The sequence below is a fragment of the Corallincola spongiicola genome, assembly GCF_004284785.1.
Lineage (GTDB): Bacteria > Pseudomonadota > Gammaproteobacteria > Enterobacterales > Neiellaceae > Corallincola > Corallincola holothuriorum.
The window spans coordinates 528124-541656 of the sequence record NZ_SHLY01000001.1 but is presented as its reverse complement, the minus strand read 5'-3'; the positions used below and the strand labels follow the sequence as shown (position 1 = coordinate 541656).

General features: G+C 45.6%; 13 protein-coding genes and 1 tRNA gene. 2 read left to right on the top strand and 12 right to left on the bottom strand.

Annotated features, from left to right (window positions below; translation table 11 throughout):
- Positions 1 to 11: 11 nt before the first annotated feature.
- Both EXY25_RS02335 and EXY25_RS02330 read right to left on the bottom strand, forming a co-directional pair.
- Positions 12 to 308, bottom strand: coding sequence for a DUF2845 domain-containing protein (locus EXY25_RS02335; protein WP_130565587.1), 297 nt, complete (start codon positions 306 to 308; stop codon positions 12 to 14).
- Positions 309 to 357: 49 nt separating this feature from the next.
- Complete coding sequence (locus tag EXY25_RS02330) at positions 358 to 630, bottom strand: hypothetical protein (protein ID WP_130565586.1); 273 nt, start codon at positions 628 to 630, stop codon at positions 358 to 360.
- Positions 631 to 798: 168 nt separating this feature from the next.
- Here EXY25_RS02330 and EXY25_RS02325 point away from each other — a divergent pair, with 168 nt between their 5' ends.
- Together EXY25_RS02325 and EXY25_RS02320 are read left to right on the top strand one after the other, a co-directional pair.
- Entirely contained in the window at positions 799 to 1341 is a 543-nt protein-coding gene (locus EXY25_RS02325; protein ID WP_130565585.1) for a SprT family zinc-dependent metalloprotease, read from the top strand.
- A gap of 51 nt (positions 1342 to 1392) precedes the next feature.
- Positions 1393 to 1466, top strand: a tRNA-Gly gene (locus tag EXY25_RS02320).
- Positions 1467 to 1480: 14 nt separating this feature from the next.
- Here EXY25_RS02320 and EXY25_RS02315 read toward each other — a convergent pair.
- From EXY25_RS02315 to tssC, 10 genes are all read right to left on the bottom strand, one after another.
- Complete coding sequence (locus tag EXY25_RS02315; RefSeq protein WP_130565584.1) at positions 1481 to 2398, bottom strand: hypothetical protein; 918 nt, start codon at positions 2396 to 2398, stop codon at positions 1481 to 1483.
- A gap of 2 nt (positions 2399 to 2400) precedes the next feature.
- The gene (locus EXY25_RS02310) at positions 2401 to 2688 is read right to left on the bottom strand and encodes a PAAR domain-containing protein (protein ID WP_114336633.1); all 288 of its coding nucleotides are present in this window, start codon (positions 2686 to 2688) and stop codon (positions 2401 to 2403) included.
- 16 nt (positions 2689 to 2704) lie between these two features.
- Positions 2705 to 4516, bottom strand: coding sequence for a type VI secretion system Vgr family protein (locus EXY25_RS02305; protein WP_130565583.1), 1812 nt, complete (start codon positions 4514 to 4516; stop codon positions 2705 to 2707).
- Positions 4517 to 4588: 72 nt separating this feature from the next.
- Positions 4589 to 5068 carry an Hcp family type VI secretion system effector gene (locus EXY25_RS02300; RefSeq protein ID WP_114336858.1) on the bottom strand — a complete coding sequence of 160 codons (480 nt, stop codon included), beginning with the start codon at positions 5066 to 5068 and terminating at the stop codon, positions 4589 to 4591.
- A 268-nt stretch (positions 5069 to 5336) separates the two neighbouring features.
- Entirely contained in the window at positions 5337 to 7943 is a 2607-nt protein-coding gene (gene tssH / locus EXY25_RS02295) for a type VI secretion system ATPase TssH (protein WP_130565582.1), read from the bottom strand.
- 49 nt (positions 7944 to 7992) lie between these two features.
- Positions 7993 to 8982, bottom strand: coding sequence for a type VI secretion system baseplate subunit TssG (gene tssG, locus EXY25_RS02290; RefSeq protein ID WP_165419227.1), 990 nt, complete (start codon positions 8980 to 8982; stop codon positions 7993 to 7995).
- Positions 8979 to 10802: a type VI secretion system baseplate subunit TssF gene (gene tssF / locus EXY25_RS02285; RefSeq protein WP_130565580.1), complete on the bottom strand. Its 1824-nt coding sequence runs from the start codon at positions 10800 to 10802 to the stop codon at positions 8979 to 8981. Before tssF ends, tssG begins: the two co-directional genes overlap by 4 nt.
- Positions 10799 to 11290: a type VI secretion system baseplate subunit TssE gene (gene tssE / locus EXY25_RS02280; protein WP_130565579.1), complete on the bottom strand. Its 492-nt coding sequence runs from the start codon at positions 11288 to 11290 to the stop codon at positions 10799 to 10801. Before tssE ends, tssF begins: the two co-directional genes overlap by 4 nt.
- A 6-nt stretch (positions 11291 to 11296) precedes the next feature.
- Positions 11297 to 12112, bottom strand: coding sequence for a type VI secretion system accessory protein TagJ (locus tag EXY25_RS02275; RefSeq protein WP_130565578.1), 816 nt, complete (start codon positions 12110 to 12112; stop codon positions 11297 to 11299).
- A 7-nt stretch (positions 12113 to 12119) separates the two neighbouring features.
- Positions 12120 to 13532 (bottom strand): type VI secretion system contractile sheath large subunit, encoded by a 1413-nt coding sequence (gene tssC / locus EXY25_RS02270; RefSeq protein ID WP_114336640.1) that lies wholly within the window; start codon positions 13530 to 13532, stop codon positions 12120 to 12122.
- Between the last annotated feature and the right edge of the window lies 1 nt (position 13533).

Below are 13533 nucleotides of genomic sequence, written 5' to 3'. Positions count from 1 at the left end.
GCTCATTTCTTTTAATCACTAATCTTCTCAATTAAGACCACTTTTCCGGCTTTGAATGTGAAGATCGTGATCTGTTTTTCATTTTCGAGTTGAAAACCGACGCGTTCAACTTTGGTTTCATCATCGCCGGAGACCACATCTGACAACACTGGGGAGCCACACTTAGATATCACAACCAATTTGTCGTCTTCACGGGTTACCCAGCCACCTTCACATTTTACGTTGGTTACAGTGTAGGTACCCGCCACGACGATAGCTGACGAAACAATAGATATAAAGAGAAGAGAGACTTGATAGAAACTGCGCATTTTTCTCACATCCTTGTGGTCTTTTATAAACCGAATTAGTTCTCCTAGATTACCATTGTGCCAGCTCACCGATCAAATCACTGTAACCGCGCATCTCTAACGTATCTAGTAGGACGCTAACCGACTGCCAATCACTTTGAACGGCATCATGAAGCGCATTACTTAATTCTTGTGCATGATTGGCGCTATAACCTTCGTTTATCGCCAAGGCAAAGACCTCATTTCGATTAAAGCCTCTGGCACCGGATTTGATTTCTCTGATCGCTTGATCCAACATAAATACGCCCAATTTTTCAGCATCGCTATTCGGTAACATTAACAATAGAGATTGGCTTCATCGAACGGATTTTGAGCAGGTCGTGATCCAGCGCAAGGCGATTGTAAAAAGAGAGCCTAGTTAAGGTGATTATCATCACAGATATAGTTCGCCGTAAGAATCATCGACGATGACAGCATACGGAAGCAAAGATAAACCTCAGTATTAAGCAACATCAAGGATTTAACTATCTACTCTCAGGCTGTCATATCATTACTCTCTTGCGTAGAAGAACGTTACCCTAGCGTAAATGTACGCCCAACCTACTCCTTTAATCTGACCGGTGTGGCAGCGGGTAAGTGCACAACGCAGTTCTCGCTATTTGGTCAACTAACCCACTGTCATCTGGAGTTTAATGCCAAAGCGATCGCCGCTGATAAAGCGTTCTTTGAAAATGAAACTCTTCCCCATGAGGTAGCCCACTTTGTTATCGCTTCTTTGTATGGAAGAAGTAAAGCGATAAGACCTCACGGGCCAGAATGGAAAAGGATATGCATAGAGTTAGGCGGTTCTGGAGCAAGAACTCACAACCTCGCGCTAAAAAGGTCGAAACAATATCGGCAGTGGTTGTATATTGATTCAAATGGCCATCGCCACATGCTTAGTACCATTCGCCATCGCCGCGTGCAAAGTGGAACCGTATATAAAGCGCGCTCGAGTAAAGCTACCATTGAAGCAAAAGGTTTTCTGGAAGAAGTAATACAGGATGCAGAGTAGTCACTTTATTATTGTTAACTCGGCAGAAATAGGTGATTCTAGGTTGAAAATGCGGGTGTAGTTCAATGGTAGAACGGCAGCTTCCCAAGCTGCATACGAGGGTTCGATTCCCTTCACCCGCTCCAAATTCGCAGCCAATCTATCCTTGCCAAGTTAATAGGGCTGCAGACCGATATGCATATTCTGATATATCTAATTGCAACCGGTTGCCGACATCACACGAAGTTTGTGCGACTCCTTGGCGATAGTAATTTAAAACCTCAAACAGGCCGCTGGCTGCACCAAGCTCGCCAAGGAATAAGTTAGAAAAGCTCGTTTTAGTTCGTGGGGAGAGCACCTTAGCCAACTTTTGATAGCTACAAAGCCATTCATCTCGCTGCTCTTCCGCTGCGTGCGTCACACAATACTGGTCTACAGGAGACCCTATTTCTGTCACATAGCCGCTGAAAATGGCACTGACAGCACCACCCACCTCCGTCGTAGTAAGTTGCGCTTCCGTTTTGAGCCAGGGAATCAGGACACCAACATCGCTCTTTGCGACGCGAGTAAGCAATATACAATCATTCGCTACATATTCATTAGTCAGCGATAATGCAGAGCAGTCAGCAGCGACAATAGTAACGTGCGTGACCTGTGACTGTTCAAGGAGCGTATCTAAACGCTTCATACCCATTAATGCAGATGCGCGCCCATAAGGGTAGAGATAACAGTTGGCAGAGGTGGCGAGCTCAGGAAAGAGCGTGGTTACCAAGTCAAAAGCTAGCTTCCCCGCTTCATCTGCAGACGGGGACAGTTGCGGCATTAAAAAGATAACAGGCAGATCAGAACTGACTTGCTCACGCAGGAGATCTCTTTTCGACAACAAATAGGCCTGAAGTCTATCGAACTTAGTTAGCCCCTCCTGGAACTGGTATGAATGACTAAATCGCGCGCGTAGTTGGTGCGCTTTATAAGCCAAATAATCTACCGCCGGTAGCTCATCAGCAGGAAATATAAGTTGATCCTCAAACGCGGTATCACCGAGAAAAAACTTTGAATCTGAAAATTTTAAGGCCATCGCTAACCAATTAGTACCGTCGGATTACCAACGACTATCTTCCCGCCATGTGCCGTACCATCGCCCAGCCTCGCAGCGGGTTTACCATTAATTTTAACGCTACTTGAGCCTTGTTTAATTGTGTCGGGGGGGCCTATGCAGATCAACTTATCCCCTTTACACGCCGCTGGTAAGCCACCGATTAGTACGTTGCCAGAGCCGCCGACGACAGGCCCTCCGACGTGGGGGACCTTGGACGTCACCTTTGGACAAACGTGGAAACTGGTTAAAGTCGCCGCAGGTTTTCCCATTGTAATTGCCCTAACCTTAGTTCAGAGAAATGCTGCCAGCTTTTAACGCGATAGCACTGCCATTTATTGAAATTTTCGAGCCTTTAATATCTACCGAACCACTACTCGACAACGTTATAGATGCACCGCCAGTTTTTATCGTTATCTTGCTACCAGCATCGATAACTAGCTCTTTACCTATGGTCAATTTATCGCTCTTACCAACCTCGGTAACCCGTTCACCTTTAATCGCTGTGGTGTCATCTTTATTAATCTGAGTCAGACGATCTCTTTTAATAGTTTCAGTGCGATCGTTCTTGACGAGTAATTCGAGATCCTTTTCTGCCTGGGCATATAGCAGCTCTTTACCTTTTGCATCCTCAAATTTTATTTCATTAAAATTATCGGCGCCGCCAGATTTGGATGATCGGGTTTTAATTCCGGAAACCGTCTTTTCCGAAGGAAGATCATAAGGCGGCATCAAATCGCCGTTATATACAGCACCAATGATGATCGGCTGATCGGGATCCCCACCGAGGAACTCAACGAGCACTTCCTGTCCCTTACGCGGAAAAAAGAATGCTCCCCAACGGTCTCCCGCCCAGTTCTGCGCCACTCTTACCCAGCATGAACTGGCACTATCAAGAATTCCTTCACGGTCCCAATGGAAAAGCACTTTGACTCGACCATACTTATCGATCGTTATCTCGTCAGTCGAATCCCCAGTCACTACGGCAGTTTGCACACCCGTGATAGTCGGCTTAACGGTGAGTTGACTGGGCACAAAACAGACGTCAACAGGTATACAGCTAATGCTATTAGTAATGAGCTGGTCTTGTTGTTTCTCGGCACCAGTTTGACTGGCAATTTTTATGACTAAATGACTTTTAGTAATGAGATATGATTTGTTAATCTCGGCCGGATCTTCATGGGCAGAAAAAGAAAAATAGTGCCCTGCCGTAAAGCTTCTGCAATTACTGCTGGCATTGGCCTCAATCCGGTCTTTTTGCAAGGACGCGAGAGTAACTTCTGCAGCAAGGTTGGAACGGTTATTCCATTCTGATTCACTTACATATTCATAGACTTCGAGTTCGTCACTTTCTGTTGCTGTGGCACACGGCTTCTTTGTAGGCTTAGCAAAATCGTATCCAGCGATAACCGCCTTGGTTGACGGTAGATTAATTGAGCCACTCCAGCTGTGGATGTGGGCCTCAGAAAGGCTTCCGGTCGTGTAAGCCACTTGACCTTCTGGACTTTTACGATAGGAGGCTACATCATCGGAAAATACAATCGTATGTGCGCCTTTTACGTGTTCGAAGAAATAGAATATTCCTTCATCTTCTAATAGCCTTGAGATAAATGAGAAGTCGCTCTCATGATATTGAACTTTATAATCGTAAACGGCGTGAGTTTTATTTAATTCAAACTTTGATTTTATTCCATATACAGAAAGTATATTTCTAACAATATCTTCGATATTTTTCTTTTGAAAAATCTTACAGTTTGTTCGTCTATTGAGAGACCAAAGATCTGGAGAAACGGTAAGTTGATAGTCTTGATACTTATGGCCATCGGCATCAGCTGAAACACGACTACCCAAGGACCTCAAATTTGTGATCTGTCCGTGTAAATAACGTTTTTTATTACCTCCAAGCAATATAGTTATCGTCGCATCAGTACCGATCATCCGATCACAGACAACGAGTTCTTCATTAGCGTATACGTTAAGTTGAATACTAAATAGGGTGGAAATACTCTCTACGGCTTCCAATGAAGTAATGTGGAGTTTGTCTTTTCCAAGATCAGTTTCAACGCTAATGATATTGTTGTCTTGCGACGCCTTTTCCATGGCTTACCTATTTACTTTTCAGTAACTAAAAATGGGGTGCCTAAGCACCCCTTTATACAGAGTAGCTTGCGCTTACAGCTGCTGTCCTTTAACACCGCTATAGCCATAAACCATAGGTGCTTGAACATTGTTTTTGTCGTCGGTAGGTGTCACTGTCATCATCATCTCGGTATAAGAGATAGTCAGCGTTTCAACTGGACGATCGTTTTGTACTGACACTGAATAGCTAGAAATCATAGCGTCAGTCAGTTCAATCTTCATGATCTCTTCGATTTTCTCACCCTGCTTGGTAATGTGGAAAACCGCTTTTTTACCTTTACCAATGGTTGCTTCTTTGAACAGATCTGGTGATGCCTTATCTTGCATCTTAGTGATAGTAATATCACCTAATCTTGTAGCACTTGCTTCACGATCTTGTGCAGTACCAGTGAAAGATGTAATTTCACGATTTACTGCCCAATCAACAGAAAGCAAGGTGATCAGATCTTTATACTGCTCAGCTGTTGCTTCACCTTTGATGCCTTCATAATTTAGATAAGTATTTGCTTGCACGCTAATCTCCTTTAGCATTATCAATGTCACAGCCAATGATTTAACTGCAACTTATATATCATCACTTCGTTGATGATTTGTGATATTGACAAAAGGAAATTGGCTCATTCCCGAGCGGGTTTGAAGTGCCAATTCCTTTTGGCTTAGCGACCGAAAACATTTATTGGTCACAGTGATTATATCTTTATAGCCGATATTTACAAACTATAAACAACGATATATTTAAATAATTAAACCTTTCATTCAACCTAAATTAGCGCCACCTAACTTACAATAGGCCGATCGTAATTTCCCCATTCTCTACATCCAAAACAACATGATCAAACTCTCTATTTTCAGACAACGCGAGTAGTACTTCTGAAGATAGGTTGGGTAAAAGAATATTTTGCAAATTATTGTGTAAAACACGCGCACCTGAGCCTGCATCATCACAGAGAGAAATTAGATGGTTAATTAGCGCTTCAGAATATTCTGTAGATGCTTGGTATGCACGTTCGATTCTTCCCGCTATCTTATCAAGTTGCATCTTAGCGATAATAGTCAACAACCCATCATTTAATGGTAGATATGGAATTACATTTATCCGACCAAGAAACGCGGGCTTGAAGACCTCTAGCAGATCAGGTTTTATTGCTGTTAACAGCCCTTCGGTAGACGGCGCGGTATCAGGATCTTCATGTAACCGCATTATCGTGTCAGTTCCAACATTTGAGGTCATAATAATGATGGTATTGGAAAAATCTATATCACTCCCCTCACCATCCTTAATCGTACCTTTATCAAAGACTTGGTAAAAAATATCCTGCACACCTGGATGAGCTTTCTCCATCTCATCAAGCAATACAACGCTATAAGGTTTACGGCGAACCGCCTCAGTCAACACACCGCCTTCGCCAAATCCAACGTAACCCGGAGGTGAACCAAGAAGAAGAGAAACTTTATGCTCCTCTTTGAACTCCGACATATTGATAACCGTCATTGCGTCCTCGCTACCATAGATCTGTTCAGCGAGAGCCAGCGCCGTTTCCGTTTTACCTACACCACTGGGACCGGAAAGAAGAAAAACACCGTTAGGCTTTCTTTCGTCTGCTAATTGAGCCCGGGCAGTTTGTACAACTTTTCCGATCAGTGCCAATGAGTGATCTTGCCCAACGACACGTTCTTGCATCGATTCGCTAAGGTTTAGTACGGTCTTAATCTCATCGCCCTGCATTCTTCCAACAGGAATACCGGTCCAATCCGCAATAATTTCAGCGACTAATGTTGGTGTTACAGACTGATGAACTAATGGCGCAGCGGTGGCTTCAACTGAGTCTTTAAGCGCAATTAGTTTCGACCGACTTTCCTCGTCGGCTTGTTGGCCTTCGGAATTATAGAGCGTGTGATACAGATCGTTGAGTTGTTCAACTATCGCTTTCTCATCGCGCCAAGCGGACTCTAAACACGACTCTTCAGATTCAATGTTAGTCAGTGCTTCACGTAATTCAGTGATCGTTTCAGCATGATCAGATCCGGTTACCTGCTCTTTTTCTAACAGTGCAACTTCAGCGGTCAGCTCTGACTTTTTCTTTTTAATTTGTTCTAAAGTGGGTGGTACTGATGCTTGGCTCATCGCTACACGCGCACATGCAGTATCAAGCAACGCAACAGCCTTATCTGGTAGTTGGCGGCCCGTAATATAACGACTAGATAACGTCACCGCCGCGCGCAGTGCGCTATCAGATATGAACACGCCATGGTGCTTCTCCATGATTGGTAGAATACCGCGCAACATAACCACCGCAGTTTCTGGCGAGGGTTCTTCCACTTTTACTACCTGGAAGCGACGCGCCAATGCAGCGTCTTTCTCAAAATATTTTTTATATTCAGCCCATGTAGTCGCAGCGATAGTACGTAATTCCCCTCGCGCAAGGGCGGGCTTTAATAGGTTTGCCGCGTCATTTTGTCCTGCTTGGCCACCGCTTCCGATTAAGGTGTGCGCTTCATCGATGAAAAGCACGATTGGCTGTTCAGATGCTTTTACTTCTTTGATCAGATTCTTAAGGCGACTTTCAAATTCACCTTTCATGCCGGCACCGGCTTGAAGTAACGCTAGATCCAACGAAAGTATACGGATCTGCTTAACCGCATCAGGTACATCACCGTTTGCAATGCGCTGTGCTAGTCCCTCAACGACCGCCGTCTTACCCACACCAGCTTCCCCCGTTAGGATCGGGTTGTTCTGTCGCCGCCGCGTTAGGATATCGATCATTTGTCGTATCTCTATGTCACGCCCCAATACAGGATCAATTTTCCCCTGTTTGGCCATATCAGTCAGATCAGTTGTGAACTGCGCCAGCGCACCGCCAGTGGTAGCCTTTTGAACTCCGGCGTGTGCTGTGTTTTGATCGGTCGTGATCTCCACGCTTTTCTGTCTTAGCTCCGGCCACACATCAACTAATTTCGCTGGGCTAATCGCCTCCAGCGTAGTGGTATAGCGCATAGTGGCGGTGACTAATTGATCGTCATTAATCAACGCATAGAGTAGATGAACTGTACCAATTTGATGATCGGAAAACTCAATTGTTGCAGCCATCCAAGCTGATTTTAGCCACGCAACTAACTGCGGTGACAGTCCCGGAGACGAATCATAGCCGCTACTTAGCTTGTCCAAACTCGAATTAAGATTTGACCGTAGTTCGCCCATATCTACGGCAAAGTAATCAGCTAATAGGGCAAAATCTCCCTGCTCATTAGATGCGAGCGTAGACAGCCAATGGAGCACCTCAACCGTCTGGTGGGACTTCGAATGACACAATGCGGCAGCCGATTCTAAGCTTACTTTGCAATTGGGTGACAGTTTTTCAACGAGTGACTTCAATGTCATCGTGGACATACCAGTATCCTTTCCAGTTAATCAGTAGTAGATGTTGTTATTGATAAATTTATGCAATGGTTATCGTTGTTTGTTCTGTTAGCCTCTGACTTCTTACTTGTAATCCAGCACCTTGTCCGAGCCCCGGACTGCGACTTCCAAGAACAGCGCTCGGCAGATCACCGTATTGGGCTGTCATTCGCCAGCGTACTTTCATACCCGCGGGGAGGTATCGTTCACTGATCCGTTTTACCGCCATGAAGAGCTTCATCCCCGGTAGCAATGCCCGCGCCTTTTCCATGCTATCCACATGAAACTCAATATCGATTGCCGAACTTGTATCCCATACTTTTTTACCTATGGTTGCGCCCATACCAAGGGCTGCATACTGCCCTTCCGGTTGCAGACGCCCCGCAAGTCGAGTCTGCTCTTCTTCGCGCAATGACAGCCAGCGCCCGACAAATTGTTTAACTGAAACGACGCTACCACTAAGGTCTTCAAGAATATTCTGTAGCGATTTGGCATTTCTAATTTTGTTAGCAAACAAGCCACCATAATAGGCTTCTAAACTCGTAGAGCCACCGGCAAACGCGTGCATAACATCATCTAAAGTTTTCCGTTGGCCGTTAGGTTTATTCTCATACGCTACGGGGACCCGATATTTTTCCCAAGCACGGAAAAAAAGTGACAGAACTCGGTGATTAAACAGGTCATAAAACTCCGCCATCGCGGTGTCTTTGTTTTTAATTCGCTGCATAACGAGTTCGGAGTAATGCTTCGGCAGCACACCGTTAACACCGGTTAAGCCAAACAGCGCGGTCTGCAGTTTAACTCTCTTATGACTGCGAATCAGGTAGGGGCCGATATGAACATTTTCAACAGAGTGACTTGGGACACCAAGGTGTTGAGATGTTTTAAAGCGAACCAACTCTTTTGATGGCAGACTGTCCGTGCCAATCCAATGCACCTCATCGGCACCGCGCCACTGTTTTTGTATATAACGCACGGTTTCAAAAAAATCATAATGGTGCGTATTCTTTGCCAACTCGTTTAGATTCATAGCAAAGGCACTCCACCAGAAACTGCAGGCCATTGATGAAAATGACGGTTCTGGTAACGGAGTTTGATCGACAATTGCGTAAAACTGTTAACCGCTGCAAATAGAGAAAAGAACTCAGATAAGACACTACCAAAAAAGAACAGTTGGCTCCCCGAAAGCTCATCCTCGATAAACTCGATAATGACTTCTGAACCGTGACAAAAAGCCACCCTACCCTTGCTTACGACTCTAGATGTCGCTGGTTTAACCTCCACCGAATGAATAGCGTCAATCATGGATGCGGTTTGTGGTGACGACGTAAAGTCGTACAACTTTAGACAATCAACCAGTATTTCGCGGCTATTACCATCTGCAAAATCGTTTAAACAAAGGTTGCGCATCAACTGCCATCGTGTCGCTTCACCAAGGGCCGGGCGTATCGGTTTTGTTGGCGGCACCAAGCACCGCACAGATTTAATAAGGTCTGCTTTTGCACTTATTTGAAGTTTCGGCTGGCCAACACCAAATGGTAAGCGGCTAGCTAAGTTCCTGTTGCTACAAGTGGCAGTAACATCAACAACCAAACGTTGCTCTTCTTCCAACTCCACTAACTGAGCCTCTGGATCGATGACCGAGAGATAAGTTTCATGGCCTGGCTCAGTAAAGCCACCGGCCCAGCTAACTAACTCGCGCCGACTGCTCCAATAAAGATCGTTTTGATTTGAATACCGCGGATGGGATTCACTATAAAAGGGCTTCAGTTGTAGCCTTTCACCCTGATGATCAAACGCCTCTACATTGTCAATTTTGATCACTTCCCGTGCATCAGCATCACCATATTGCGGAGTTAATTGGTATTCATATCGCGCAGGTTTAACTTCAAACGTCTCCATTTTTTGTTCAAACAAGTTGATTATCGGCGTACAGCCTAACAAAACATGCTCTTTGTTGAGTTGCTTGGTGAGTGTTTCGGAAGGCGCACTAAAAAAGAGGGTTATCTCAACCTTGTTATCATCACCCAACCACTCGGGCAAAAGCTCATCAAGTTCGAAAAATAGAAACTTCTCAGGAAAGGCAAATTGCTCAACTAACAACCGGTAGCCATCAAAGCTTCTTTTACTATATGGCACCACGGCCTGCTGACTATCAAAACCAACTCTTTTGAGGTGTCTCGGCTGCAAGTACCGAGTTTGTCCCTTTGCGCCTGATTTTATGGCAATTCCAAGCGCCGATTGGAATATGAGTTGATACAAAGGCAGTGTAACCTGTGGTTGTCCATTAAGATGGAATCTTAATCGATCAATCCCCATCTCTTTCAGCTCAACGTTCGTAAAGTCGCCTGTGACATTTAGACGCAACATTGACTGTGCTTTACTAAAAGGCCCTACAGGATCTTTAAACGGCGCATTAATAAAAGATGCATCTGCAACACTGATTGGCCAAACATCGGTCTCATAGCATGTTCTAAAAGTGCAATTTTTATAGCCTTCGTTGCGACTTTCCACCACGGATTGTGCAGGTAATTTTAATGCAGAATCCGTCAGGTTCTGACTTGATACCTGAATAATGGACATTGAGGGGATCGGCGCTTGATAGTCAGGGTACAACATGCCTAACAAACCATCGGTTAACTCTGGAAAGCTGTCATCCAGCTTTCTTCGCACCTGAGCTGTTAGTAGAGAAACACCTTCAAGCAAACGCGAGACGTGAGGGTCTTCGACTACCTCCTCACTCATTCGAAGTCTTCCCGCTACCTTGGGGTAACGGTTGGCAAACTCTGCTCCCATATTTCGCATATAAGAAAGCTCGCGATTATAGTACTTCAGCAGTTGATCACTCATCCATGAACCTCTTTCACAAGCATACCTAAATGAACAGGCTCCAGTTCTGAGTCAAATGAAACCTCTTCGGGGAGCGGATCAGCATGCAAATATGCGTTAATACGTATCTTTAAAATGCGATCTAATGGCATCTCTTCATCCAGCGCCGTTACTGATACTTCTACAAATCGCGGCTCGAAGCGCAAGATAACCTCTTCTATTATCTGGCACAGCCTTTGACGCCCCTCTAAGTTACTCGTCTGCATAGAGGAAAAGTCAGGTAAACCATAATTTACCAACGAAGCCTGAAGCTCTTCATAGTGATCAGGGATCTCCAACCAACTACTTCGAGAGTTCAGCAAGGCTTCAAGATCCCGGCGAACACTGTCACGTAACTCGCGAAGACCGAAATTAGTCATCGCTTTACTGTCACGAACACCGCTAGGGTCATCATCAATCAAACGATCCAGTAATGAACGCTGCAGGGGTTGTTTACTGTGCAGTGGCATTAACGGCTAGACCGATACAGCTTCACAGCGCACATTCTCGTGCAACTTCACCGTCGCGCACGCGTTCAGTGCTAAATCGGCTTCGCCAACCAGCCAAACTTTGAGTCCCCGGCCAACATAGACTTCGCTACCTTCAAGTTGCGCCCAGTTAGTTTCTTGACCGAGCTTTTCCTGATCACTTTCCGAGCCGAGATACGTCATAGGGATGAAAGCATCACCACCAGGGCCGTCTTTAACTTCTATCTCTACGCGACGCCACACCGACTCAACCAAAGAGCTCACCGGTTTAAAAGCGATGCTCTCTATTTGGCTCAACGGGAACAGATAATAGAGACCGTTAGTACCAAACACTTCGACGTAGTTACACAAGGTGTCATCAAGATCTCGAACAGTCGTCTCGAGAACATCGTTAATGCCCAATTGCACTTCGCTGCGAAGGCTCTCCAGCTGTTCTGCATGTGTCGTGATCGCCTCTGCATTTTGCTCTTTCATCGCTATGCGCAAACCGACTAATGCCTTGAACGAGTCATCTGCTTCACTCGTCAACGTGACAGTGTCACCACCATTAGCGAAGTCAACGCGAGCTTGCGCCGCGCGGATAAGTTGACGCAGACTGCTGGCGCCGCCGAGGCATTCAGGGTGTTGACGCACCAGCATATCAAGTTGCTTATCAGCCCGCTCGATCTGACCATCTATGCAAAGCAGTTCAATAAAACTGCTGCGATAGTCGATATTCAGAGGGTCAGCCTTTAGCTTTTCTCCGAGATATTGAATACCATCGGTTAACTTTCCCTGTTGTATTAATGTCTTTAGTTCCTTCATGGGGCTCTCACACGGCTGTTTTAAATTTGGGGGACAATTCAGTAACCAAGCGCATACTCGACACCATCTGGTCCAACTGAAAATGCGGACGAAGTCTGATGACCGAGTAATAGTGTCCCGGCTGACCAAGTTTTTCTTTAACTTCTATATTTGCTTCACCTAACGGGTACTTAGCTCTGACCTCGTTTGATGCATTATCACTGGCGGTCGTATAACTATGGAGCCAGCGCTGTAACTTTGATTCGATGGTGGAAGATGTTTCATAGGTGCCTAACAGATCCCGCCCCATCACTTTTATGTAGTGAGCGAAACGGGATACACACATGACATACTGAAGCATGGACGACAGCCGCGAATTGATAGTCGCCGCTGGAGAATCGTATGCCATCGGCGTTTGCACGGAGGCATTACTATAGAAGACCAAGTGCGGCGAATACGGAACGGTGGACAACGGTACCAGACCTGAGTCTGACAACGCTTTCTCGAGACGGTCACTAACTTGCAGGTCAACACTATTCATACCTAGGCCTGTCTCGACAATTTCGCTAGCGACGCGACAGGGAAGCTCACACACTAGCCCGTTCGCTTGTTTTCCAGGTTGTAACCCACGAATTTGGCTGAACCATCCACATTCAGCGAAAGTTCGCACAAGCACCGCAGCAAAGCCAAATGCAGCATTACCCCAAAGGAGATCCTGTTCGCCGGAGGCCACGCACTCCTGATAATGGAATGCTTCCTGCCGACTACCATCTCTCATATAAGGACGGCGCATTAATATCCGTGGCAGTGTTATACCGAGAAAACGGGATTCCTCCATCTGCCTGAGTCGGCGCCAATTAAGGTAATCCAGCTGTTGGAACTGTGTTGACACGTCGGACACCGATGACAGCTCACTAAATTTGTCGACACCTAACAATGTCGGCGACGCGGAAGTAATAAACGGCGCAAAGGCAGCAGCTGCGGTAGATGCTATCTCCTTCAACACATTAATATCATTCAACTGTTCGCCGGCACGTTGACGATGACTGACTTCGTAATCACCAACTAAAAGACCAAATGGCTCACCACCCGCCATATCAAATTCATTGCTATAGATCAGCTTAAAGAACTCACTTTGGTCGAAGTCGATTGCGCGATTAATATCACGACTCAACTCATGCCAACTAAGCGAAATAACTTTAATACGGCACAAACCGTTGCGATCATGTTGCTCAGTTTGCTCTGCCAAATAGCAGAGCCCTCGCCAACTAGCCTCTAGTCGCTGAAAGGCAGAATGGTGGAGAATGGTATCAAGTTGTTGCTGGATTTTTTTATCGATACTGGTTATCGCGCGCAGAAGCCTAGCACGCAAAACCGCCAAAGCGTGTTGCTCTTTGCTTTCACTTACGCCAACCGATGTTGCCTTAAACTCAGCACCCATG

Coding starts and splice junctions, on each gene's coding strand:
- EXY25_RS02310 (WP_114336633.1), bottom strand. CDS start 2,688: ATGGGAAAACCTGCGGCGACTTTAACCAGTTTCCACGTTTGTCCAAAG.
- tssE (WP_130565579.1), bottom strand. CDS start 11,290: ATGCCACTGCACAGTAAACAACCCCTGCAGCGTTCATTACTGGATCGT.
- tssG (WP_165419227.1), bottom strand. CDS start 8,982: ATGAATCTAAACGAGTTGGCAAAGAATACGCACCATTATGATTTTTTT.
- EXY25_RS02275 (WP_130565578.1), bottom strand. CDS start 12,112: ATGAAGGAACTAAAGACATTAATACAACAGGGAAAGTTAACCGATGGT.
- tssF (WP_130565580.1), bottom strand. CDS start 10,802: ATGAGTGATCAACTGCTGAAGTACTATAATCGCGAGCTTTCTTATATG.
- tssH (WP_130565582.1), bottom strand. CDS start 7,943: ATGTCCACGATGACATTGAAGTCACTCGTTGAAAAACTGTCACCCAAT.
- EXY25_RS02305 (WP_130565583.1), bottom strand. CDS start 4,516: ATGGAAAAGGCGTCGCAAGACAACAATATCATTAGCGTTGAAACTGAT.
- EXY25_RS02335 (WP_130565587.1), bottom strand. CDS start 308: ATGCGCAGTTTCTATCAAGTCTCTCTTCTCTTTATATCTATTGTTTCG.
- EXY25_RS02315 (WP_130565584.1), bottom strand. CDS start 2,398: ATGGCCTTAAAATTTTCAGATTCAAAGTTTTTTCTCGGTGATACCGCG.
- tssC (WP_114336640.1), bottom strand. CDS start 13,532: ATGGGTGCTGAGTTTAAGGCAACATCGGTTGGCGTAAGTGAAAGCAAA.